The 25,221-nt window shown below is 37.4% G+C and carries 22 protein-coding genes; 8 read left to right on the top strand and 14 right to left on the bottom strand.

The features are described from left to right. Nucleotides 1-208 precede the first annotated feature (208 nt). The 5 genes from ABDV71_RS05735 to ABDV71_RS05715 form a co-directional block, all read right to left on the bottom strand. Complete coding sequence (locus ABDV71_RS05735) at nt 209-598, bottom strand: septal ring lytic transglycosylase RlpA family protein (protein WP_343531454.1); 390 nt, start codon at nt 596-598, stop codon at nt 209-211. 149 nt (nt 599-747) lie between these two features. Next, nucleotides 748-1,191: a 50S ribosomal protein L9 gene (gene rplI / locus ABDV71_RS05730; protein ID WP_343531453.1), complete on the bottom strand. Its 444-nt coding sequence runs from the start codon at nt 1,189-1,191 to the stop codon at nt 748-750. Nucleotides 1,192-1,201: 10 nt separating this feature from the next. Further along, nucleotides 1,202-1,465 carry a 30S ribosomal protein S18 gene (gene rpsR / locus ABDV71_RS05725; RefSeq protein ID WP_097132857.1) on the bottom strand — a complete coding sequence of 88 codons (264 nt, stop codon included), beginning with the start codon at nt 1,463-1,465 and terminating at the stop codon, nt 1,202-1,204. Beyond that, complete coding sequence (gene rpsF, locus ABDV71_RS05720; protein WP_113647177.1) at nt 1,465-1,824, bottom strand: 30S ribosomal protein S6; 360 nt, start codon at nt 1,822-1,824, stop codon at nt 1,465-1,467. Before rpsF ends, rpsR begins: the two co-directional genes overlap by 1 nt. A gap of 353 nt (nt 1,825-2,177) precedes the next feature. Next, nucleotides 2,178-2,768 carry a hypothetical protein gene (locus ABDV71_RS05715; RefSeq protein WP_343531452.1) on the bottom strand — a complete coding sequence of 197 codons (591 nt, stop codon included), beginning with the start codon at nt 2,766-2,768 and terminating at the stop codon, nt 2,178-2,180. Nucleotides 2,769-2,941: 173 nt separating this feature from the next. On the opposite strand from ABDV71_RS05715, the gene ABDV71_RS05710 reads away from it, so the two are divergent. After that, nucleotides 2,942-3,811, top strand: coding sequence for an AraC family transcriptional regulator (locus ABDV71_RS05710; protein WP_343531451.1), 870 nt, complete (start codon nt 2,942-2,944; stop codon nt 3,809-3,811). Nucleotides 3,812-3,934: 123 nt separating this feature from the next. Next, entirely contained in the window at nt 3,935-5,755 is a 1,821-nt protein-coding gene (locus tag ABDV71_RS05705; RefSeq protein ID WP_343531450.1) for a DNA polymerase III subunit gamma/tau, read from the top strand. Here ABDV71_RS05705 and ABDV71_RS05700 read toward each other — a convergent pair. Together ABDV71_RS05700 and ABDV71_RS05695 are read right to left on the bottom strand one after the other, a co-directional pair. Beyond that, the gene (locus ABDV71_RS05700; RefSeq protein WP_343531449.1) at nt 5,752-6,150 is read right to left on the bottom strand and encodes a hypothetical protein; all 399 of its coding nucleotides are present in this window, start codon (nt 6,148-6,150) and stop codon (nt 5,752-5,754) included. The two genes, ABDV71_RS05705 and ABDV71_RS05700, sit on opposite strands and share 4 nt — an antisense overlap. A 476-nt stretch (nt 6,151-6,626) precedes the next feature. Next, the gene (locus ABDV71_RS05695; protein WP_343531448.1) at nt 6,627-7,874 is read right to left on the bottom strand and encodes a hypothetical protein; all 1,248 of its coding nucleotides are present in this window, start codon (nt 7,872-7,874) and stop codon (nt 6,627-6,629) included. A gap of 177 nt (nt 7,875-8,051) precedes the next feature. Between ABDV71_RS05695 and ABDV71_RS05690 the strand changes: the two genes are divergently transcribed. The 3 genes from ABDV71_RS05690 to ABDV71_RS05680 all read left to right on the top strand — a co-directional run bounded on the left by ABDV71_RS05690 (nt 8,052) and on the right by ABDV71_RS05680 (nt 9,696). Beyond that, nucleotides 8,052-8,537 carry a hypothetical protein gene (locus ABDV71_RS05690; RefSeq protein ID WP_343531446.1) on the top strand — a complete coding sequence of 162 codons (486 nt, stop codon included), beginning with the start codon at nt 8,052-8,054 and terminating at the stop codon, nt 8,535-8,537. A gap of 82 nt (nt 8,538-8,619) precedes the next feature. Continuing rightward, a complete protein-coding gene (locus ABDV71_RS05685) occupies nt 8,620-8,991 on the top strand; it encodes a hypothetical protein (protein ID WP_343531445.1) in 372 nt (123 codons plus the stop codon). Nucleotides 8,992-9,165: 174 nt separating this feature from the next. Beyond that, nucleotides 9,166-9,696 (top strand): ferritin, encoded by a 531-nt coding sequence (locus ABDV71_RS05680; RefSeq protein WP_343531444.1) that lies wholly within the window; start codon nt 9,166-9,168, stop codon nt 9,694-9,696. Between the two features lie 287 nt (nt 9,697-9,983). Here ABDV71_RS05680 and ABDV71_RS05675 read toward each other — a convergent pair whose 3' ends face one another. The 3 genes from ABDV71_RS05675 to ABDV71_RS05665 all read right to left on the bottom strand — a co-directional run bounded on the left by ABDV71_RS05675 (nt 9,984) and on the right by ABDV71_RS05665 (nt 14,389). Beyond that, on the bottom strand, nt 9,984-10,580 hold the full coding sequence (locus ABDV71_RS05675; protein ID WP_343531443.1) for a DinB family protein: 597 nt from the start codon (nt 10,578-10,580) through the stop codon (nt 9,984-9,986). Nucleotides 10,581-10,865: 285 nt separating this feature from the next. Further along, on the bottom strand, nt 10,866-11,465 hold the full coding sequence (locus tag ABDV71_RS05670) for a Crp/Fnr family transcriptional regulator (protein ID WP_343531441.1): 600 nt from the start codon (nt 11,463-11,465) through the stop codon (nt 10,866-10,868). Then, entirely contained in the window at nt 11,447-14,389 is a 2,943-nt protein-coding gene (locus tag ABDV71_RS05665) for an FAD-linked oxidase C-terminal domain-containing protein (protein ID WP_343531440.1), read from the bottom strand. The genes ABDV71_RS05670 and ABDV71_RS05665 overlap by 19 nt, the downstream gene beginning before the upstream one ends. Nucleotides 14,390-14,647: 258 nt before the next feature. Here ABDV71_RS05665 and ABDV71_RS05660 point away from each other — a divergent pair, with 258 nt between their 5' ends. The 3 genes from ABDV71_RS05660 to ABDV71_RS05650 are packed head-to-tail and all read left to right on the top strand — an operon-like array spanning nt 14,648 to nt 18,245. After that, nucleotides 14,648-16,228 carry a helicase HerA-like domain-containing protein gene (locus tag ABDV71_RS05660; RefSeq protein WP_343531439.1) on the top strand — a complete coding sequence of 527 codons (1,581 nt, stop codon included), beginning with the start codon at nt 14,648-14,650 and terminating at the stop codon, nt 16,226-16,228. A 50-nt stretch (nt 16,229-16,278) separates the two neighbouring features. Continuing rightward, on the top strand, nt 16,279-17,178 hold the full coding sequence (locus ABDV71_RS05655) for a sugar phosphate nucleotidyltransferase (RefSeq protein ID WP_343531438.1): 900 nt from the start codon (nt 16,279-16,281) through the stop codon (nt 17,176-17,178). Then, nucleotides 17,169-18,245, top strand: coding sequence for an aminoglycoside phosphotransferase family protein (locus ABDV71_RS05650; RefSeq protein WP_343531437.1), 1,077 nt, complete (start codon nt 17,169-17,171; stop codon nt 18,243-18,245). The genes ABDV71_RS05655 and ABDV71_RS05650 overlap by 10 nt, the downstream gene beginning before the upstream one ends. Nucleotides 18,246-18,354: 109 nt before the next feature. Here ABDV71_RS05650 and ABDV71_RS05645 read toward each other — a convergent pair whose 3' ends face one another. The 4 genes from ABDV71_RS05645 to ABDV71_RS05630 form a co-directional block, all read right to left on the bottom strand. Beyond that, a complete protein-coding gene (locus tag ABDV71_RS05645) occupies nt 18,355-19,635 on the bottom strand; it encodes a secretion protein HlyD (protein WP_343531436.1) in 1,281 nt (426 codons plus the stop codon). A 33-nt stretch (nt 19,636-19,668) separates the two neighbouring features. Next, a complete protein-coding gene (locus ABDV71_RS05640) occupies nt 19,669-21,873 on the bottom strand; it encodes a peptidase domain-containing ABC transporter (protein ID WP_343531435.1) in 2,205 nt (734 codons plus the stop codon). A gap of 9 nt (nt 21,874-21,882) precedes the next feature. Beyond that, entirely contained in the window at nt 21,883-23,076 is a 1,194-nt protein-coding gene (locus ABDV71_RS05635) for a thioredoxin family protein (RefSeq protein ID WP_343531434.1), read from the bottom strand. A gap of 428 nt (nt 23,077-23,504) precedes the next feature. Then, nucleotides 23,505-25,100: a thioredoxin domain-containing protein gene (locus ABDV71_RS05630; RefSeq protein ID WP_343531433.1), complete on the bottom strand. Its 1,596-nt coding sequence runs from the start codon at nt 25,098-25,100 to the stop codon at nt 23,505-23,507. Between the last annotated feature and the right edge of the window lie 121 nt (nt 25,101-25,221).

Raw genomic sequence — 25,221 nt, 5'->3', positions numbered from 1 at the left:
TTTCTATTAAAGAACTTCGTATAACAAATATAAAAGTTAGGGCTTTTTTTGGGCTACAAAGTTGTTAACATGTGCTTGATTTTATGGGGATTTCCAATCAAAATTCTGTCATAAACAGGGAAGAAAAAAGCTAATTATTTCTTTTTAAGCACTTATGAAATAAAAGTGAGTGTTAATAATTTTAAAATGAGTCTAAATCCTAGCACTTTTACTCCTGCACATATGAGATTTCCACACGGGCATAACCTAGGCGATATATCCCTATTTCTTTGGCCGCAGCCTGCGAAATATCCAAAGAAAATTTCTTGCTGAAAGGCCCTCTATCGTTCACCCTTACCTGTACACTTTTACCGGTATGCAGGTTACGCACGGTAATTAAGGTACCAAAAGGCAAAGTACGGTGGGCTGCCGTAAATTTTTTGGCTCGATAGCGTTCACCACTGGTGGTTTTACGCCCTTCAAACTTTTTGGCATAATAAGTGGTGAAAATGATTTTCTTAATGGTATCGGGAGCTTTAGATACGATGTTTTGTGCCTGGGCGGCAAAAACAAACAGGCATAAGCACAGTAATAATCTAACAGGTTTACAATATCTCATTAATACTCTATTTAGATTGCGGCCTTTCCATTAAAGGAGGGATAGCAAATATAGCAAAACGCATCATTTATAAAAAGATAGACACTCTACATAAAAACAAAAGCCCCTTCAGCTTACTGAAGGGGCTTTGTATTTTGTATAAGCTAAAATTACTCAGCTACTACTTCGAAAGGAACTTTTACTTTCACTTCTTTGTGTAAGTTCAAGTTTGCGATGTACTCACCTAAAGTTTTAGGCTCAGTTTCGAAAGTAATACGACGACGGTCAACTTCAAAACCTTTAGCTTTTAATGCGTCAGCCACTTGGATAGTGTTAACCGCACCAAAGATTTTTCCAGTTTCGCCAGCTTTAGCACCAATGCTTAATTTAACATCAGCCAATTGAGCTGCGATACCTTCAGCGTCTTTTTTAATTTTCTCTTGTTTAAAAGCAGCCTGTTTAAGGTTTTCTGCTAATACTTTCTTTGCAGAAGGAGTTGCCAAAATTGCAAAGCCTTGTGGAATTAAGTAATTACGACCAAAACCAGGTTTTACCGTTACGATATCATCTTTCTCACCTAGTGATTTGATATCTTGCTTTAAAATAATTTCCATTGCTCAGCTCCTATTTTAATTGGTCAGTAACGAAAGGCAACAAACCGATGTGACGGGCACGTTTTACCGCTTGAGCCACTTTACGTTGAAATTTCAAAGAAGTACCAGTTAAACGACGAGGTAAAATTTTACCTTGCTCGTTAACGAACTTCAATAAGAAGTTTGCGTCTTTATAATCAATGTATTTGATGCCATTTTTCTTGAAACGGCAATATTTTTTTCTGTTATCCTCCACTTTTGGAGCAGTAACATATTGAATTTGATCTCTTGCCATTACGCTGTAGCCTCCTCTTTCTTAGTTTTGTTAAAAGCTCCGCTACGTTTTTTCTCGTTGTAGGCAACCGCATGACGGTCTAATCTTACAGTTAAGAAACGTAAAACACGCTCATCGCGTTTTAACTCTAGCTCTAACTTGTTAATGATTTCACCGTTAGATTTGTACTCTGTAAGGTGAAAGAATCCGTTTGCTTTTTTGTCAATCGGATACGCTAATTTTCTCAAACCCCAATTATCTTCTGCGATAATTTCGGCTCCGCTATCAGAAATGATGCCTTTAAATTTAGCAATTGCCTCTTTTGCAGCTTCTTCTGACAACAATGGGGTAAGAACGATAACAGTTTCGTACTGATTCATTGTTTTATTTAATTAATTTTTTAATCTGTTCCGCTTAAAACGGGCTGCAAATGTAACAATATATTTCTATAAATCAAAGCGTTGTTTTAAATAAAGAAGCTATAAATAAATACAACCACATAGAAACATAGGCATTATCCTTACCAGTTATAGGGCATGATTTTAAAGAAGGAAAAAACACGACATTTTTTTTAACACTATTTAGTTTACTATGTGTCTATGTGGTTCAATGATGTAGCTTTCAATTTTTAGAGATTGTAAACACATAAACACTATTTTTCATATTTCCTGAAAACAAAAAAAGCACCGCCATTTGGCAGTGCTTTCACTCTCTCGTATATAAGTTGCTAAAACTAAAGCTTAATCGTTTCCGAGAACTCTTGGTTCCCAGTTCTCACCACAAAAGTAAGCTGTTTTGAAGGTGTTCTGCTTACATCGTATTTCCTAACCACCTTTGCTTCGCTAGTGTACACATCTTCATGAAGCTTTTCATTAAATTCATTATAAACATCCACTTGCACCTCTCCCTCGCCCACACCATTTAGATTAAGCGTTACTAGATCTTTTTCTTTTGCTAAACTTGGCTTTTTAAAGATCTTTACAACAGGTGTAGCTACGATTGCACTATCAGCGGTAATCTCAATTTGGTAAGTTACCGTTTTTAAAGGCGATTCCATTTTAAGGGTATAAAGCCCCAAAGGTAAAGCACTTAAATCGTAAGTTTTGAATTTGTTACCAACTGTTTTTAACCTTTGCTCATAAAGCACCTCATCAGTAGACGAGTATAAAGTAAGGTCAATATTTTGGGATTCATTGGTGATAAAGCTCACCCATTTGTTATTCTCTTTTGCTACTTTAACTAAAAGTTCCATGTCATCGGCTTTGGCAACATTCGCCATGAATACCGAGAGGATTACTAAACTAAATCTGAATAAATTTTTCATTGCTGATTTATTTAAAACGTTAATACTTATTTAACAAGAGCAAATTTAGCTAGTATTCAGATGCTTATTATGTTTCATATTTCCCAGTATATATGCTATTTTAACCCTTAACATTAAATTAACAACAAAAACAATCAATAATCCATATAATTTGATTAATTTAGCGTTAAGAAATGAAAAAAATCAAACCTAGCTTCGAAGCTATTGAACCTTCCTTTGGAAGTTCCTTTTACTATTCGAGATACCTGCAGAACACCAACAACAAGGCTCACGTTTGGCATTACCATCCGGAAGTGGAAATGGTGTTTGTACATGGCGGCTCTGGAAAAAGGCAAATAGGCAGCCATATCTCCTATTATACTGATGGAGATTTGATATTGATTGGCAGCAACCTACCTCATTGTGGTTTTACCGATGAAACTACGGGCAACACTAATGAAGTAGTGATCCAGATGAAGCCAGATTTTTTGGGCACTGATTTTTTAACGCTTAAAGAAACCAAGGGCATTGCTACTTTATTTGAAAAAGCCAAGTACGGTATTGCTTTTGGTGACGACACCAAAAAACTTGTTGGCCCTATCCTTGAAAAGATGAACAACATGTGGCCATTTGAAAAATTGCTGGCTTTACTGGGCGTGCTACGAGAATTGGAACAGGCGTTTGATTATAAACTACTGAATGCCCAAAATTTTTCCCTAGAAATGCAGGCCCAGGACAACGACCGCATCAGCATGATCTTTAACTATGTGAAAGATCACTTTACCGAAGAGATTAGCTTGGAGCAGGTTGCCGAAATGGCCAGCATGACGGTACCTTCTTTTTGCAGGTACTTTAAAAAGATGACCAAAAAAACCTTTACCAAGTTTGTGAACGAGTACCGTGTGGTGCACGCTTCGAAACTTTTGGCCGAAAAAAGAACCAGCATTGCCAATATTAGCTACGAAAGTGGTTTCCACAACTTTAGCCACTTCAATAAAATATTTAAGGAGTTTACGGGAAAGAGCGCCTCGCAATACAGAAAGGAGTTGAAGTCTATAATATAATCATACAGTTGGCGGTTTCCAGTTCACAATTTTCAGTTGCCATACAACAAAGTGAAATAGCGACTTTTCAACATTCAAACTTTTCAACTCTGCAACAATCAAATTTTTGCTATTTTCGTGCCAATGGAAAATTTCATCGTTTCAGCCCGTAAATACCGCCCCGCCACGTTCGAAACCGTGGTTGGTCAGCAGCATATTACTGGAACTTTAAAAAACGCCATTAAAAACAATCAGCTGGCGCAAGCTTTTTTATTTTGCGGACCAAGGGGTGTGGGTAAAACCACTTGTGCCCGTATTTTGGCAAAAACCATTAACTGCACCAGTTTAACGCCCGAACAAGAAGCTTGTGGCACATGCGAAAGCTGTCAATCGTTCCAATCGGGGCATTCCTTTAACTTTCACGAGCTTGATGCCGCCTCTAACAACTCTGTTGACGACATTAGAAGTTTAATTGAGCAGGTAAGGATTCCGCCACAAGCAGGAAAATACAAAATCTATATTATTGATGAGGTTCACATGCTTTCAACAAGTGCGTTCAACGCCTTTTTGAAAACCTTGGAAGAACCACCTCCCTATGCTATTTTTATTTTAGCAACTACGGAGAAACATAAAATATTACCTACCATTCTGTCTCGCTGTCAAATTTTCGACTTCAACAGAATTCAGGTAGAAGATATTTCCAGCCACTTGGCAAAAATTGCGGAACGAGAAAACATTGCTACAGACAATGACGGCCTGCATATTATTGCACAAAAAGCTGACGGTGGCTTGCGTGATGCACTTTCGATGTTTGACCAAATTGTTAGTTACACCAATAGGAATGTGACCTATAAGGCGGTAATTGACAATCTGAACATTTTAGATTACGATTATTATTTTAAGTTAACGGATTATATTACCGGCGGCGATGTAAGCAACACCTTATTATTATTTAATGAGATTTTGAATAATGGTTTTGACGGCAACAACTTTATTAATGGTTTGGCCGGCCACTTCAGAAACTTATTGGTAGGCAAGGACAACCAAACCATCAAGCTGCTCGAGGTGAGCGAAAATATTAAGCAGAAATATTTGGCGCAAAGTAACGGCACTAATTTGGGTTTCATTTTAACGTCGCTAAACTTGGCCAACCAGTGCGACCTTAACTACAAGAACAGCAAAAATCAGCGGCTTCAGGTAGAGCTGGCACTGATTAAAATGTGTCACATTCCTTCGGTAATTCAACTCGCCAATACAGCAACTGACCTAGATCAGGATAAAAAAAAAACTTTAGTTAAAAACGATATTCCTGCTTCAGCACCTGCTCAACGACCGGCCGTTGCACCTGCCCAACAAGTGCCCGTTGCCGCTCCAGTAGAGAAAAAAGAGCAACCAGCAGTAGCTCCTAAAACAGCGGAAACTGTCCCACCAAAAATAGAAGTTCCAAAAACTAGTGCGCCTACCGCTTCATCTATTAAGATAAAGCCTTTGCCAAAAAGCACTTCGGGATCTTTAATTCCTTCGCTTACCGATTTGAACAGCGGAATGGATTTAGATGACGAAGACAAGGGGCCACAATATGTAAGAGGAAATGAAAAACAAGCTTTTAGCCAGGCTCAATTTATGGCTTGCTGGCAACAATATGCGCAAAAAGCTAAAAAGGAAGACAAAATACACTTGTTTACCTTGTTAACGAGTAACGAGCCTATTTTGGACGGCATACATGTAACCGTTCTGATTGAAAATATTGCGCTAGAAAGTACACTACAAGACGAAAAAATCGACTTGCTCAACTTCCTTCGTGGAAACCTGAACAATTTCGATATACAGATATTCCCTAAACGGGTAGAGCCCAAGCAAAGCGACCGTATTTATACCAATAAGGATAAATATGCCTATCTGGTTGAAAAAAATCCGCAGCTGGAAGAGTTTCGCCAACGTTTTAATTTAGATCTGCTCCCTTAACCTGGCAAATCATTTTTCGGATAGCCTTCCTCATCCAAATCATCTCTAAAATCTTCTTCAGTTTGCGCCAAAATTTTATCTGCAGGATCAAGCAGTACACTTTCGCCTGTTTCATCAACTCGCATGCCGTTATCCTCTAATTGTTCGTCAACCTGTCCCTTTGGATCATACTCATTTCCCACGTAAGGATTAGATTCGTCGTAAGTAGAAATACTATCTTCGCCATTTGGAGCCGAAGTATCGTAAGGCAGGGGGTGATCGTAGCTTGACTCTTCTCCCTTTACGTCAAATTCGAAACTATTTTTATCCCTATTATAAGACAGTTCGTTGAAATCTTTGGTTTCGCCCAAATCGCTATCATGTAGCTTGTCTTTGGCTGGTTTTTGATTATCCATGGTCTATTTATTTAGTAATAGATAAACCTTAATTATTTGGGTTTTGTTTTGATAATGACGTTAATCATTTTTCTAAATAGCAGCGCAGTTGCAGTCGCTTTTTTGGAACTATCGTACTGCATTCCGCTGCAATCTTTTTGTTTGTCTTCAGCGCTGTCATTCCTCGTTCCTCGGAATCTCTTTCTTTCCTGCTGTGTTCTGATATCCTTCGCTGTGCTCTGGATGACAAAAAGGCAAAAACAAAAAGTATTTCCGCTACAATCAGGGCTAAGTGGCTAGGACGCTACACTAATCCAAGTTTTACAAAGCAATATGCCACCTTTAAACCAAACCTCGTAGGTTTAACTTCCATTTGTTATTGTTCTTCAATAGTAAAGTTGAGGGCTTCGCCGTTCCGAAACCTACGAGGTTTTTAAAAAGCAACAGCTAAACCTACGAAGGTTTAGAACCTAAATTGCAAAAACCTTTTTTAGAAATTATCTATTATACGGCCTTTCGTTAATCCAATTCAATTTTCTGTCTATCAATTCGAATTTCATTTTGGTCAAATTAATAGTTAAAGAATCATCATATAGCTTACCTTTTAAAAACAGCTTATCCCCCTCTCTTTTATAATCCAAATGATGTTTTGTATTAGGGTCATTATCAAAAACAAAAGTCATCTTTTTCTTCGTTGTATCAGTGGATATATCTACGTGCTCAAAGCCATTCACATCCTTGATGCCTCCATACTCTGGGGTTTGTAACAATAAAAGGTCCCATTTATTGATATTACTTTTACCTGCAACCTTAAATTCATCTACTTTATATGCCCCATACAAAGGCGATTTCGGTGCTCCTTCTCCATATTGGCGATAACCAGAAATCACCGTTGTGATGCCAGCCACCAGAGTAAAGCTTATTAGTAAATATTTAAGGGTATACTTTGCAATTCTTTTCCATCCACTTACAATTAATGGTGCATCTAAAGTTCTCAAAACCGTTGGCGCACCTTTAAAGAATAAATTAAATAAACGACCCATATTAGGCACCAACAAGAATAAACACATGACCACTAAAGCCGTAGATACTATTTTAACAGGAACGTCGTAGAAATAATTTACAGCCATTACATTGGCCGTGGTCATTAAAGTAATGATTGCACCAACGGTAACCGTTCTTCTGAAAAGAAGTAAGCCTGCCAATAATTCGGCTATGCCCATAAAGAGATTATACCCTTTAGAAAAACCCAGAAAAGTCCATGCCAAACCCATGGGTGAAGATTCACCATATGTGGAAATTAGCCTATACAAATTAGGTGGTGGAAATTGCAGTTGCACCACTTTCACCAAGCCATAATTGATTAACATTAAGCCAACATAAAAACGAACGCCTACGGTAATCCAATAATACAAACGATTATAATTTTCCCGCTTGGTATCCAAAACCGACCAAATCAAAGTGATCACAACACTTAAAACAGCTATAAAACACAATACCAGGTAATCATAAGTAGTATCTCCACTTCCATTGGTAAACACGGTTATGGGATAAGGGAGATGAAAAACATTTTCGCCTAACCACGGTATAAATTTATACATGATTGCATTTTGCATTTGGCCAACAAAATAGAATAATGGAAACGTGCCATTATTAAAGAAGAACATGAACAAGAACAAGATGCAAAAGGCAAATCTAAACATCAACTTCTCGAGAAAAGTCCATTGTAAAGCGATGGTATCCATAAATTTAGAAGGTTAACAAATTAAAGAAACGATATTTGACTTGTAAATCCAAGCAACACAAAACAATACGCCACCTTTAAATAATACGCTTATAAACTTTTGACGCCTATGGGTTTTGATTCAAAAATTGTCTATTTGGAAAAGACATGTTATATTTAACTAAGCAATTAGTTCATTATGAACAAGGCAAAATATATCATCATATTATTATTGTGTTTATTTAGCTATCTGATATTTACACAAATCCTATTTGCCGAAAACAACCTCATCGTATTAAAAGGCTCCCTAAATAAAACCCATCAATTTACGAAGAAGGAGAAAAACGGTAAGCAAGAAACTGAGTACGCCTACCTAACCTTCATGTTAAACGGCAGCAATAAGTTTTTTATTCTCAAATTAAATGTGGACTCGGTAAAGCAAGGGTTCAACATCTTCTCTGGTATCAACAAATCATTAAAATACGCTGGCCAAATTAAGGTCAAAATAAAAAAGTCAGATGTGTTAGAGGTGCGGCCTATCGTATATGAAGTATATGCAGACGAACAAAATATTTACCAACGAAATAAAAAACCATTTAGTAATACCTACCTATTTGTTATTTTGGGTTTAAACTTATTGATCATGATCATTCTATCTATTCCTCGCCCCTACAGAAACCGCTAGAAACCCTACGCGACATAAGTTTTATATTTTTATTTGTATTAAATCTAAATAATACTACTTTTGTATAAATATTTAACCTACTGTGCAAAAAATAGAAGAAGCATTATTTCCTGTTGCCACGTTTGAAGAAGTGTTTGCTACCCAAAGTGGCGCTATCTTCCAATCGGATTCAGAAAATTGCTGGTATGTTGATTTTGCAGGGAAATTAGCCCGCTTTGACTACAGAAATCTTCTTAAACTTAAAAAAGCAGTTTATCAGGTTGACATTGAAGAAAAGCTTTTGAGCAGCGACAAAACTGCTGATGTAGAGATTATTTTCATTTGCGCTTGCGACCACTCTTATGTACTTTCTTTATTGGAAATCATCAAACTCAAAGAACTGCTACAAGGCACCTTTGTAATGTTGGAACTTAACCACATTATCCACGACTGCCTTTATCGTTTAGTTTCTTAAAACTAAGACTTAGACTCTTTCCATATTATTAATAATTTCTTTTACAGAACATTATCGCTGTAACTTTGTAGTGTCAAAGGAAATAATTCACGAAACAAAATGACCTTTTACACAGTTTACAAACTGACTCTATCATAGCGTTTCACTACCGTTAAAAACTAAAGACACAAGGAAATGAAAGATATTATGCGTGTAAAGTGTTTACTATCATCAGACGTAGAAACACTGATCAACCAACAAATAAAAAAAGAAGCACATTCATCGTCTATTTACTTATCAATGGCTTCATGGTGCAACAGAAATGGTTACGATTTTTCTGCTGATTATTTCTTTAAACAAGCAGAAGAGGAAAGACAGCACCAATTGAAATTCTTCAAATATGTATTGGACATGGGCGGAACTGCAATTTCTCCGGACGTAACCAATATCAAGCAAGAGTACAACTCTTTCCGTGAAGTATTTGAAGAGGCTTTGGAACAAGAAATCAGCGTAACGCAATCTATTAAAAACATTGCCGCTCGTTGCCATAAGGAGCAAGATTATGTTACTTTGGAATTTTTGAACTGGTTCTTTAGAGAACAACGTGAAGAAGAGTACAAAGCACGTAGAGCGCTAGAATTGTTCGACGTAATTGGCGAAGAAGGAACGGGAAGATGGCAAATTGACAAGCACGTTGGCCAAATTTCTTACGACAGCGAAGCCTAATTAAAGTTAGAAGTAGAAAGTCAAAAGTTAAAATCTACGATAGTAACTATTTGGCTAGCTAAATAAATTTCACAACAAAACAATAATTAAAGGTGTGTACAACAAGTATGCGCCTTTTTTGTTTAATTTGAAATATAAGCCACAAATACACAGATAAAATCTCCAAATCCTCATAAAATCTGTGCATCTGCGGCTAAACATCACTTATGTCTAAAAAAGATAAAAAGAAAAAAGGCTCGAAACAGGACAAAAAGGACAAGAAAAAGAAAAACTGTTGCGAGAAATACCTAAGGGGCAAGCGCTGCAAAAACTGTCCTTTCGGTTAGGGCATTGTTATGGGCACGCTGTATGTTTCTAATTTGATGAATATGACGTTCATTGTGCATCACCATAAAAGCCAGCACATCACCCAATCTTAATTTAACCAACTTATTGATTGAAATAGGAATTTTGATTTTATTCACATCTACCCTTTCAAATGCCCTGATATACTTTAAAAAGGTTTCCTGTTGATTGATAAATTCCGTCACTTCTGCATAAACATCTGCTACCTTAGGTTGGTGCTGCTTGGCCGCCTTATATTTCTTATTGCCATTTTTTATATCCATTAACCCTATAAAATAAGTACCCAACCAGCTAGGAACATAAGCTGCTAAAGACATCTCGTTAGGTTTGGCTAAAACAGCTTTCATTTTGGGCAGGTAATAATGTCCGTAAGTATTCAAATGGGCCAAACATTGCGCGATGTTCCAACTTTGTTCATCTACAGCAAAAGTAAGGGCCTTTTCATCTAAATTTTGATATTGTTCAATAGCTAGATTTAAAATTGCTTCGGTACGTTGATATAAATCTGTTATAAATGCTTTCTTTTCTATTGCTTTCATCTATTTCATTCATTAATTGAACAAAGATATTTTAGCACAACAGCTTAATTGTTGGTATTTACCAAGATTAACTTGAGTTAGAGATAAACATTTTATAATTTTCATTATCTCCAATCTCAGCAAGTACTCTTCGTTCTACTAAAAACGAAGCCTGTTTGGCATGCACTCTTATGTGTCTATGTGGTTGTATTTTTTCTTTACCAAAAATGCAAAAGCTTCCTAGATGAACCACATGGGAACATAGTAGACCTGCGAAGCATTCCTTATCCCCGAACTAACATAAAGTTATATTTTCACCCTGTTCATCAGCTTACTGAAGTTGGTGGCATCTATTCCTAAATAACTGGCCAAGTACTTATGAGGAACCAAGCTAAGGATATGTGGGCTTCGCTTTAACAAGCTTCTGAACTTCTCTTCGGACGACATTAACTGTAGTTCGGCCAAACGGTCCAAAACCCCTCCCAGTGCTCTGCTTACTCCCAAATTAATCATTTGAGCAATTTCACTGTTAGCGAGCATTATTCTTTTTATTTCTAATGCTGGAGCTCTTAAAAAAGAGGAGGGAGTTAAAGTTTCATAAAAGAATTGGGATGGTTGCTCGGTCATCATAGCATTGAGTACCCCGCCAAAAGATGGCGCATAGGTAAAAATCAGCGTGGCTTCTTTCCCTTCACTATTCAAGGCATATACTCGCTGTACCCCTTCTAGCACAAAGTAAAGATACCTTTCCTGCTCCCCTTGATGGGTCAAGACTTCCTTTCTTTCGGCATGGTAAGTTTTCCAAGGCGACAGAAATTCTGCAAGGCTACTAACAGACAATGAGAAATGCTTTTTTACATAAGCCTCTAGCACACCAATATGTTGGTCTAATTCAGCGCTTCCCATAAAATCTCCACTGGATGTTTCGCAATCTTCTGCGCTCCATCTTTAATTTGATGCCTACAGCTTGTTCCTGCAGCGGCAATAATGGTATCGTCTTTTTGTTTACGCACTTCGGGCAGTAGCACCAGCTCTGCAACTTTCATAGAAACTTCGTAATGTTCGGCTTCGTAACCAAAAGAGCCCGCCATGCCGCAACAGCCTGAAGGAATCAGTTCCACTTTATAATTGCTAGGCATCGACAATATTTTCTCGGTTGGCGCAAGGGCATTCAATGACTTTTGATAGCAGTGGCCATGTAGTTTGATCAATTGATAGTCTGACGTGAACTGATCGGCCTTAATTTTATCTGCTTCAAACTCATTCAATAAAAACTCCTCTACCAAAAATGAGTTCTGCGCTAGGTGTTTGGCTTTCTGCACCAAATTGGCATCTACCAATTCAGGATATTCATCTCTAAACGTAAGCAGTGCCGACGGTTCTACGCCTAGCAAAGGTGCATCTATGTTTACTACTTCTGCAAGCAATGTTACGTTCTTATTGGCTAAAGCTTTCGCCTCACGCAACAAACCTTTTGAAAGATAGGTACGACCACTTTCCAAATGTGCTGGAATAATCACTTCGTAGCCCAATTTCTCGAGGAGCTTAATAGTGGTTATTCCAATTTCCACATCGTTATAATTGGTAAACTCGTCACAAAATAAATAAACCTTGCGGTCTGTAGTTTTTGGAGCTTGTTTTTTATCATATTGTTGTTTCCAACTGCGCAAAGTGGTCTTCCCTACTTTTGGCAATGAACGGTCTGGAGCAAAGCCAACTACTTTTTTAATCAACTTCCCTGTAAAGTTATTGCTGATTAATGCATTATAAATAGAAGGGACAATAGCTGCCAAACGTTGTGATTTGGTAAAATTGGCAATCATTTTGGTACGGAAAGGCACCCCATTCGCATCATAATAGTGCTGCAAGAATTCCGCTTTCATTTTGGCCACATCCACACTTGAAGGGCATTCTGATTTACAGGCTTTACAGCTCAAACATAAATCCATCACGTCCTTAATTTCCTCGTGATTAAATGGATTATCGCCCGTATCGTTGCTTAGAAATTGCCTTAAAATATTTGCACGTGCTCTTGTGGTATCTTTTTCTTGACGAGTAGCCATATACGACGGACACATGGTACCACCGCTGATATGGGTTTTCCTACAATCGCCAGAACCTGAGCATTTTTCTGCCAACCTTAAGATGCTTTCGCTCTTCGAAAAATCGAAAATGGTTTTTATAGGCTTAATCTGCTTGTCGGCTTCATAACGCAAAAATTCGTTCATTGGTGGCGTATCCACTATTTTGTTGGCATTAAATACCCCCAGTGGATCAAACAGTTGTTTTACTTCTTTCAAGAGTTCATAAACTTCTGCCCCCAATACATCTTTAATAAACTCGCCCCTTAAACGACCGTCGCCATGCTCACCGCTTAAGGAACCTTGATGCTTTTTCACTAGTGCCGCTGTTTCTTTCAAAACTGTTCTAAAAAGCTCTTTTCCTTCTGAGGTTTTAAGATTAATCATGGGTTCCACATGCAGCTCGCCAGCTCCGGCATGCGCATAATAAGATGCTTTTAGGTTGTATTTATCTAAAATCTGTTGAAGTTCCTCAATATAAACCGGTAAATCTTCAGGAGCTACGGCACAATCTTCTATCAGGTTTACCGGTTGATTATCACCAGGTAAATTTCTGATTAGTCCCAATCCAGCTTTTCTAACATCCCAAGCCAATTTAGTTTGTTGACCATACACTACCGGATAGGCATAACCTAAACCTGCCAACTTTAAATCGGCAATTAAAGCAGAAGTTTTAACATCAATTTCTTGTTGGGTTTCGGCAAAAAACTCAACCATGAGTAAAGCTTCGGGCTCACCCTCAATAAAAAAACGGTTATGTTGGTATACTGGATGGCCTTTGGTAAAGTCCATAATGTACTTATCTACCAACTCAGAAGCCATCGGCTGATGTTTCAAGATGATGATATTGGCCAACAGCGACTCTGCCAAAGAATTAAAATGTACACAAACCAATGCCTCTTGTTTAGGTGGCAAAGGCAGTAACTTTAATTTGGCCTCGGTCACAAAAACCAGGGTACCTTCTGAGCCAGCAATTAGCTCACACATGTTGAAATTTTCCTTTCCCTCTTCTGGAACAAGAAAATCTAAAGCATAACCGGTGTTTCGTCTAGTAAGGGTTTTCTTGGGATAGCCCTTCTCTATAGCTTCAATATTTTGTGGTTGATTAACCAACTCCGAAACTCCTTTATAAATTACGCCTTCCAAGCTATTCAGCTGGGCCTTTTCGGCAACCTTTGCAAGGGGTATTTCCTTAAATTCCACTTCTTGTCCATTACTCAAAAAGCCTTTTACTTCCAATAGATTTTGGCGAGTATCGCCCCACACAATAGAGTGCAGACCACAGGAATTATTCCCAATCATACCGCCAATCATGGCCCTGTTTGCCGTAGAAGTTTCTGGACCAAACATTAAGCCAAAAGGCTTTAGGGCAACATTCAGATCATCTCTAATTACACCTGGCTGCACCCTTACATATCGTTCCTCTTCATTGATTTCTAATATTTGATTCAAATATTTAGAGATATCTACAATTAATCCGTTACCTACCACCTGTCCTGCCAATGATGTTCCAGCAGCTCTTGGGATAAGCGTCAAATGATGTTCATTAGCAAAATCAATAAGAACTTTGATATCAGCAGTAGTTTTAGGGACAGCCACCGCCAAGGGTTTCTCTTGATAAACCGACGCATCCGTTGAATAAACAAGCTTTTGCGCTTCGTGAGCGGCTGATTGGTCGTAAAATAATTCTCCGCTAAAGCTAGTGCTTAGCTTTTGGAATGGGGCCGAAAGATGAGTATGATTTGACACAATGTAAAATTAAGCATTTTCGTAATGTTTTTTTTAAAATAAAAACTGCAAAAAACTGCACAAACCAGTAAATAAATTGAATGTGCTTTTTTACAATATTTATTATCACCCTCTTTAAATATTTAAGGTGTCCTAGATTATTCCTACACTATATTCAATCAACCTAGGTCTTTCCCCTATCCCATCTCTTAATGTTTTATAATTATTTAACACAATTTCTAATTGATTTTTGCTAATTTGAGATCTCAAAATAAGCTTATGAGTGACAACCAAAATACCTTTATCGAAAAAATAAAAGCCTCTTATTCACCAAGTGGCGAATATATTTATCTGGGCGCTGCGATGTTAGATGGTTTAGCCTTGGCAGCCGCCGAAGTAAATCTTCCCTTACGCATGATGAACCGACATGGTCTTATTGCCGGTGCTACCGGAACAGGAAAAACAAGAACCTTGCAATTACTAGCCGAACAGCTATCCGATGCAGGCGTCCCTGTTTTTATGCTAGATGTTAAGGGTGATCTTTCTGGCCTATACCAACCAGGAAGTACCAATCCGAAAATTGAAGAGCGAGCACAGCAACTCAACAAACCTTTTACACCAAGCGGTTTCCCTATCGAAATATATTCCCTAACAGGGAAATTGGGTGCTCAAATGCGTGCTACGGTAACCGAGTTTGGCCCGGTATTACTTTCTAAAATATTGGAGCTTAACGACACGCAATCGGGTGTTTTGGCAGTATTATTCAAATACGCCGATGACCATAAAATGCCTGTGGTAGACCTAAATGATTTGAAGAAACTACTTGGCTATCTTGCCGAAGGCGAAGGTGCAAAAGAAATCAAGGCTAGCTATGGATCAATTTCTACCGCTACCTCAAGCACTATACTCCGAAAAATTGTAGCTATAGAGCAACAAGGTTTGGGGGGAATTTTTGGTGAAACCTCTTTCGATATCCAAGACTTATTCAATCGTGTAGACGGCAAAGGGGTAATCAGTCTATTGAACATTGCCGATGTACAAAGCCAACCAGTACTTTATTCAACTTTCTTATTAAGTCTTTTGGCCGAAATTTATCAAACGATGCCCGAAGCCGGAGATTTAGACAAACCTAAATTGGTTTTCTTTTTTGACGAAGCACATTTATTATTTAATGATGCTCCGAAAGCTTTCTTAGAGCAAATCAATACGATTATCAGGTTAATCCGTTCAAAAGGAATTGGTGTATTCTTCTGTACACAATCACCTATGGACATCCCAGAGAGTGTACTTTCACAATTGGGTAACAGGGTGCAGCATGCCTTGAGAGCATTTACTCCTAATGACGTAGATGCCTTAAAGAAAACGGTAAATACCTACCCAAAATCGGAATTTTATGCCATCGATAAGGTCCTGACTTCTCTAGGTACCGGTCAGGCACTCATTACCGTACTGAATGAAAAAGGTATTCCCACCGAAGTTGCAGCAACATTGCTTACACCTCCTCGTGCAGTAATGGGACCAATGGCCGCAATAGATTGTGAAAAGCTTATGCAGGGAAGTCCCCTATTTAGTAAATACAAAGAAACGGTAGACCCAATCAGTGCTTATGAAATGCTGACCGATAAAATAAACGAAACACAAGCGAATGAGAATAAGGTAAAAGCTGAAGAAGAGGAACGTAAAAGAATTGAGCAGGAAAGCAAACCAAAACCAGGCGAAAAGAGTTTAGTGGAAGAGATTATGGGAGCCACCATTACTAGACAGATAGGGAAAGAAATTGTTCGCGGCATTTTTGGAATGCTGACGGGCAAAAAAACTCGCTCAACTAAATCATCTGGGGGTGGGCTTTTTGGATTCTAAAACTTAACTTTGGCCCACAACTAAATATTCATTTAAAAACTAAACAGTTAATGAAACCTACTTTATTGATCTTGGCTGCCGGAATGGCTAGCCGCTACGGTAGCATGAAACAAATTGACGGTTTTGGTCCTAATGGAGAGACCATCATCGATTATTCTATATATGACGCAATTAAAGCCGGATTTGGTAAAGTTGTATTTATCATTAAAGAAGAATTTGCCGACAACTTTAAAGCCATTTTTGACGAGAAACTAAAAGGGAAAATTGAAGTAGACTATGTTTACCAAAACTTTGACCTCAAACAATTTGGTATCGACGAAGAGATTTACCGTGAAAAACCATGGGGAACGGCACATGCTATCCTTTCGGGCAGAAAAACGATTAAAGAACCTTTCTGTGTAATTAACGCTGATGATTTCTACGGTTATGATGCCTTCAAAAAAATGGCCGATTTCCTTACTTCGGAAATTAATGATGCCAATTATGCTATTATCGGCTATAAAATTGGCAAAACCCTATCTGACTTTGGTTCGGTATCAAGAGGTGTATGCAAAGCTGATGAAGCAGGTAATTTGACCGAGATTGTAGAACGTACAAAGGTATACAAAAAAGGTGATACCATTGTGTACGAAGAGGATGGCAAAGAATACCCATTAGAATTCGAAACCCCAGTATCTATGAACTTTTGGGGGTTTACTCCAGCCGTTTTTAAAATTACCGAAGATCTCTTTAGAACCTTCGCCATGGAGAATAAGGACAAACCTAAAGCTGAATTCTTTATTCCTTTAATAGGCGAGCATCTGGTAAGCACCCAAAAGGCTTCTTTTAAAGTAGTGCCAACCGACAATCAATGGTTTGGCGTTACATATAAAGAAGACAAGCCGTTGGTTCAAGCAAGTATTGATGAACTTATCAAAAATGGCAACTACCCAGAGAAGCTATGGAATTAACAATTGATGAAAGTATTTTAAAATCTTACGGGCTCAATAACCAAAGCATTAAAATACAACAAATAGGTTCTGGGCACATCAACAGAACCTATTTACTAACACAAACAGCTGGTGAGCAAAAAAAATATGTACTACAAGAAATCAATACACATGTTTTTAGCAACCCGGAAGCCGTTGCCAATAACATAAAGCAGATTGCCGATTTTTTAGCACATAATTTCCCTAATTACCTTTTCCCTGCCCCATTAGCAACCAACAAAGGTGATACCATGGTGGTACATCAAGGTGCATTTTGGCGTTTAAGCCGCTTTGTTGACAACACCATTGCATTAGATACTTTAACGGCCCCACAACAAGCCTATCAAGCGGCGAAGCAATTTGGAAAACTTAGCAAACTGCTTAACGATTTTGATAGCAGTAAATTAGAAGCAGCCATTGTAGGTTTTCATGACCTTGTTTTACGTTTCGACCAATTCCAAACTGCTTTGGCCAAAAGTTCTCCTATACTACGAGAACAGGCTGAAAAAGAAATTGAAACCGCACTAGGCTTTAAATCTATCCTCACGGAATATCAATCATTAAAAGATAGTTTACCTGACAGGGTGATGCATCACGATACCAAAATCAATAATGTATTGCTAGCACAAAATACTTATGAAGGGGTTTGCGTAATTGATTTAGACACACTAATGCCGGGCAAGTTTATTTCTGACCTTGGCGATATGATGCGTACTTACCTTTGTGAGTTTTCCGAAAATGAAATAGACCTTTCCAAAATCACCATACGCAAAGATTATTTTGCGGCCATGATAGAAGGTTATTTATCTGAAATGGGAGATATGCTTACCACTTCGGAAAAAAACGCAATCTTATTTAGCGGAAAGTATATCATTTACATGCAAGCTCTCCGCTTTTTGGCCGATTTCCTTAATGGAAGTATCTATTATCCGATTAGCTATCCTTTGCAAAACTTAGACAGAACCAAAAACCAATTTAAGCTACTTATTGAATTGGTTAAAAATGAAGATGAACTTATCTTGATTATAGAAAAAAATTTAGCACAGTAGAAAATAAAAGCATTCCAATGTAGACCGGAGTGCTTTTTTATATTTTCAATCTTACTTTATATCTTCCAAGCCTGTGACTTTTTTTCTTTCTGCACTTACTTAATGGACGTTATTGCTCAAACAGCTTATTGATGTTTCTCAAAAATCGTTGTAACAATGAACTCTCCTTTGTAATGATTTCTGCATCTGCCATCATACCTTGTTTAAGTAAAATCGGGGTTTTTAAATCATTTTTCTGAAATTCTTTGAAATCAATCTTTGCAAAAAACACACTATCTTTTAGGGCCACCTCGGTCACATAGCTTATCTTTCCGTTAATTGCACCATATTCTTCAAATGGATAACTATGAAGTTTGATTAATACCCGCTGCCCCAACCCAACCTTTCCCATATTGTATTGGGGAATTTGCATTTCACCAAAAAAATTGGAGTTGCCTGGATTAATGATAAATAGTTCCTGATTGACACCTACATTCTGATTTTCCTGTAAAATACCTACATAACTTACCGTACCAGCTGTAGTAGCACTAATTACATAGTTACGCAACCAGCTTTCAGTTTCTGTAATCATACTGTTCAACGACTGTATAAATTTACTCTGTTCTTCTCTAATGGTATTTTCAAGTGTGGCCAACTCCTTTTGTTTGGCCAAATAACTAGTATTGTTGTTAATTAATGCTGTTGCTGTTTGCTCTAAAGGATACTTCCCTGAAAGGTATTTGTTTTCCTGTTGTTTAAATTCACTATTGGAGATTACATTTTTGCTCTTAAGCTTTTTATAATTTTCATACTCTTCCGCTATATTGGCAAATTCTTGCTGTTGAATCTGCTTTTGTTTCAATATCTGTTGTTGTAGTTTACCAAGTTCATTTAAGTCTTGCTGTAGATAGTTTTTTTGCGACAAATAAAAGCCCCCATGTTGGGTAGCAGAAAACCTTAAGAATTCTTGGTAAAAACTCTGGTAAGCGCCTTGAAGTTCGCCTAAATTCAGACCATCAGGTAGCTGCTTTATATTAACTTCTTCTATACCTACTTTTTGGCTCAATATAGCCAAGTAAGATTTAAGTTTAAGCACATCATCATGCTTTGCAGTACTTTCAATATAGGCAAGAGCTTGGTTACTTACTACCGATTGATTATCGTTCACCAAAATTTTAACCAATTTGCCTTGCTGATGGGCAATTACCCCTTTTGCGGCATTAAGTGCATTTACTTTAAGCGGGGCTTTTACAATATCAGGATAACGAATAAAAGCGGAGCCCAAAATAATGGCAAGTAAAATACAGAAAACCAAAGTAATTCCCCAGCGTAATATCCATCTTGGTACCGCAGTGATAATTTCATTTATTTCCTCACTATTCCGATTCAGTATTTCTTCACGTAATGGCATATATGATATTTTTTCCCTGAAAGTTTTGGACGATTAATCTCCCAACTCCAGTTGATTTTTAACTAAATGATAATAATCTCCACGCTGCTTAACAAGATGTTCGTGTGTTCCTTCCTCAATAATTTTACCTTTATCCAAAACCACAATATTATCAGCATTTTTAACCGTACTTAAACGATGCGCGACTACAACAACGGTTTTTCCTTTAAAAAAATCCTCTAAGTTTTGCATAATTATGCTTTCATTATTGGCATCCAAAGCGTTAGTAGCTTCATCAAAAAAGATATAAGCTGGATCTTTGTAAACTGCCCGGGCAATCAGTATTCTCTGTTTCTGTCCTTGGCTAATTCCATTACCCTCCGCTCCAATTTTTGTATTTAGTCCTAACGGCAAACTTTCTATCAGATCACTGATATTGGCTATTTTAATAGCATGCAGCAACTTTTCCATATTTGGATATTCATCTGCAACAGCAATATTTTTGGCAATGGTGTCTGAAAAAATAAAACCATCTTGCATCACCGTTCCACATTGATTGCGCCAATAACCATAACTAATTTGATCCAAGTAACCTGCCCCCACCTTGATCTCTCCTTTTTGAGGAATATAAAATCTCAACAGTAGTTTCAAAATAGTAGTTTTCCCACTACCGCTCATTCCTACAATGGCAGTAGTTTTACCCTGTGGGATATGCAAGTCAATATTATTTAATACCGGTTCGTTACCTGCTCCTGGATAAGTAAAACCAATATTCTGTAGGCTAATGGAATGATTGATAGGTAATGTTTTTACAAAGGTCTTATCCGTAGGCTCCTCGTCTTCCATTTGATGAACTTCATTTAATCTTTCCAAACTGATTTTCGCATCTTGCATTTGCTGGATAAAACCAAGTAGTTGTTCAATAGGGCTATTTACCTGACCAACGATATACTGAACGGCCATCATTCCGCCCAATGTTAATTGACCGTCTATTACCGCCTTAGCAACCAAAAAAGTAATTAATATATTTTTACCTTCATTAATAAAAAAAGCACCGGCTTGTTGTACCTGCCCCAACGAAAGACTTTTAATACTAAACCTAAACAAACCCGCCTGCAAATGCTCCCACTCCCAACGTTTCTGTTGTTCGCAGTTGTTCAGTTTTATTTCCTGCATCCCCCCTATCAATTGTACAATAGAACTCTGGTTTTTAGAAGAAATATCAAATCTTTTAAAATCAAGTGCTCTACGTTTCTTTAAAAAAGCAATTACCCACAGAGAATAAAGTACACTACTAACTAGAAAAACAAAAAATATATTGGTGTTATAATAGGCCAAAACCAATGTAAAAAACAACAGGTTAAATAGCGAAAAAATAGTAGTTAAAGTAGAACCGGTTAAAAAACTTTCAATACGTCTTTGATCATTCATGCGCTGCATGATATCCCCTGTCATTTTGGTATCGAAAAACCCCATTGGCAATTTCATTAGCTTAATAAGAAAATCTGTAAGGATTGAGATATTAACCCTTGTGCTAATGTGAAGCAATATCCAAGAGCGGATAAAATCTACGCTCATACGTCCAATAAACAACATGGTTTGTGCAATTAGCACAATGTAAACAAAGTTGAGGTTCCTCGTATTAATGCCAACGTCAACAACTGATTGTGTAAGAAAAGGGACTATCAACTGCAGCAAACTACCGACACCAAGACCTATAAAAAGCTGCACAATGAGCTGTTTATAACGATAAAGATAGCGTAGCAGGAAACTAAAATTTAAAGCTTCACTTTTATCACCCTCTTGTTCGTAAAATTGTGGGGTGGGCGACAATATCAAGGCAATGCCCTGGCTATGCCCATTGTTATGTGTACTCAGCCAATGTTGCAAAAATTCTTCTTCAGTATATTTAATCAGTCCCTTGGCAGGATCAGCGATATGCCAAATATTTCTCTTTGAAGAAGATTTAGCAGGAGCTTTAAAAAGTACGACAAAATGGTTTTGATCCCAATGCAAAATAACGGGCAACTCTGTTTCCCTTAGTTGTTGTAAGCTTAAACGACTACCCATGGTACGAAAACCTATTTTTTCCGCAGCCTCACTAATGCCAAACAGGGACACCCCTTCTTTATTGATACCAGCAATATCCCGTAATTTTTGCAAGCTGAAATTTTTACCATAATGCTTGGCTATCATGCGTAAGCAAGTAGGACCACAGTCCATTTGGTCGGGTTGTTTATAAAAGGGGAAGTTTTTCAAATTCAGTAATTATTTTCTATTTGCTTTAGCGAACAAAGCTTCGTAACGTTTTGCATACCCTGCATTATCATCTGCATTTCTAAGTCCTACTGCCCATTTTAAAGCGTAATTGAGGTTTTGATAATCTTCACAAAATGATATGAAGTATTGTGCCCAAGTATCGATTAGTGATAAATCGACCTGTGCATTTCCATTATAATACTCCCATAAAGAGAGGTTTAGATTCTTCCAGTCCTTTAGCCATCGATAATAAGCAGTTTTAGTATTGATCATCATTATTGCTGCTTGCTCAGGATATTTAGAACTGATCGTGTTTTTTATGCTATCCCAATCAACCTCATGATTTATTTGCCCTACATACGTTATCATACCAGAAGATGTTATTTCTTTTTTCCCTCCTTTTCTAAGTACGGGAACAATTTCTTCATCAAATACAATATCATTTATAATTTTAATCCTCGAGTCCTTACCGATAATCGAATCTACCTTAGCCGGATAATTAAGAAAAATACTATATCCAACGTCTTTACTGCTCGATAGACTTTGACTGATAAGCTCTATATTTTGTTTAGTTTGTAGGTTACTCTGTATTTTAAGATAAGCCTGAATATATTCGGGTAATCTTTTAAAATCATATACAGACCTTGCAGCTCCAATTAACTTCTTTAGAAAAACGGTATCCCTACTACCTTTTTCAAACGATTTCTGCATATTGATATATTGAGTCTCTTTATGCAACGCTTTACTTGCTTCCGCTATAAAACCATCAATATTATCATTTCCGCCTTTTATTACATGGACTAACTCTCCATCAGCATCCAAGAACAGGTAGGTAGGATATGAAGCTATAGCATATTCTTTTTCTATTCTCTGAGCCTCTTGATACCATTTTTTTACAATTTGACTATCCTTTGAAGTTCTGTCAATCTGAACTGCTACATTAATAAAATTTTCATTGAAAAAATCGCCAACCCGTTTATGAGTAAATACCCCCTCGGCCATTTGTTTGCATGGAGCACACCATGTAGTATAACAATCTACAAAAATATACTTGTCTTCTTTTCTTGCTTTCTCTGTAATCTGTTTCCAAGTTAATTCGCTTTCAAACGCTATACCCACAACCTTTTGTGCCAGACAATTTTTTCCAAAGAATAATAGCAGTAGAAAAAACTTCACACCTATAACAGTCCGCTTTTTAATCATCTTCTAAAAAATAAAAAACATAAGGAATAAGCATAAATGCCTATTCCTTATTGCATGCTATGAGCACTTAGTCAATGTTCCTCCGCTAGGACAAGTATGAGTTTCTGGGGTAGCACTGGAATCACAAGTGCTACATCCAGTTGGATTTGTATAGCAACATTTATATCCTTTTCCTCCTACTCCATCATCCTCCACCATTTCAGGAATAGTATTACCACCTAATACTTTTTTCATCTCAGCTCTGCTGAGTAAATTTTGCTTGTTCATAATTTTTGTAAATTTGATTGTTTAAGTTTTTGCAGGCCTTCCACGCTGGCCTGCATACGGCGGTAAAGGTGAACGCCCTTACTCGTTGTTGGGGCAGTGTCGCTTGCAATCGTGCTGCCCTTTTTTCCCTTTCAAATAAGGTTGTTCGAACAAGGGATATCTTAATTGATCAAGTACTGGATATCTTCTAACCTATATGGTTCTGGCAGTTTATATCCATTAATCAATATAGTGGGTGTAGAGGTAATTTCGGCCATTTCACACCATAGCTTTTGTTTTTTACTGGCGTCATTAACTTCATCTCCAATATGAATTTGATAATCTTTCGCCCAATCTTCATATTTCTTCTCACGTTGCGCATACCAATGATTCAACGCCTTTTCAACTAACGCCACATTATTCGTTAAACTTAATGCGGTAACATGGCGTGCTACCTTTGTTCTTTGGTCATCATCATGGTCTGCAGTGGTGAATACAATTTTAAGCTGTATATCATCCCTAGTTTTCAGCCATTTGTCTAAAGTTTCATGCGCTTTTGCACAAGGTCCACAAAACGGATTGCTCACCATAGTGATAATTGTAGGAGCTTCGGCATTGCCCAAAGTAATTGGTGCCAGTTCATTAGGCACTGCATAACGTGGTTGCTTAGTTAGGGCATGGGTAAATAGCTCACTGTTATACTTAAATTTCTTTAATTGTCCTTTAAGCAATTTATATTCTGCCTCTTTCTGGAATATTGGTTTTAAAATGGACCAAAACAATACTGGAGCGATGAAACATAAAGCTAATAAAGGCAAAATGGCAAAACTCAAAGCAGAGAAACCAAAGCTTAATGGCGAAAGACCAAAACTCAGAGCAACAATCAATTCCAGCCACAAAACAGCCTGTACCGTGCAGCACAACACACACCAATTCTTATGATTGTATTGGTAAGAGATAGACCAAAAAGTATATGGTAAAGAGAATACGTTCAACCAAACAATAAGGGGTAACGACGAGGGAACTAAAAGTAAAGACAAAAAACTACCTGCAAAATAGAAAAAACCTACTTCACTCCAGCTTAACCATGAAGTAGCCTTTGCTGCATCAGATTTTAAAATGCCATTACAATTGTTCTTTTTCCCTAAGCTACATAAATTTTGTATGAGAGGATTATTAGCATTGATACTATGAGCCAACAATAAAACAGAAATACCTATCCCGATAATTTTGAGCAACAACAACAATCCATAACCTACACCCATTTCTTTAAAATTGGCCGCTAGCAAAACTGTAATAACAATTGCTAAAATTGCCGCCGGTATTTTTAAATTCGAAATGGTCTGCTGTAATTGTTTACCAACATATCCTTCTTCGCCGCTTTCCTTTCCTACCTCTGCATATAGTAAAATACCACTCCATTTTTTTAAAAATTCCTCTTCAGTTATTTCCTTTCTCTTGAAATTTTCATCGCTATAAATTACCTTACCATTTACTATTTGATGAACCAGCATAAACAAGCCTCCATTAGCTGGAGTTTGTGCAATAAAAGGGAATTGTAGTTCTTCAGCTTTATATTCTTCCTTAGCTATACGATAAGCTGCATTTGGGATATACCATTCATTAAAGCAATCACTTACGGCCATTAAGCTCGGAAAATCTGGATGGTCTTCTAATTGATGAGTTAGGGTTTGAGTACTTATTTTTATCCCCAACTCTTTTAATAAGAGCCTAGGGACTTCAACCGCGTTAGCGATTGAGCGAGCAATTAATTTCATAAACTTTGGTTAGTTAAACCAATTTACTTAGTAAAAAATAAAAATGGCAAAGTGTGCAAAATTTGCACACTTTGCCATTCAGCAATTAAAAACCTTCGTTTACAAGCTTATAGCAAAGTAT

This window comes from Pedobacter sp., assembly GCF_039594775.1.
GTDB lineage: Bacteria > Bacteroidota > Bacteroidia > Sphingobacteriales > Sphingobacteriaceae > Pedobacter.
This window is presented reverse-complemented; position numbering and strand designations above follow the sequence as displayed.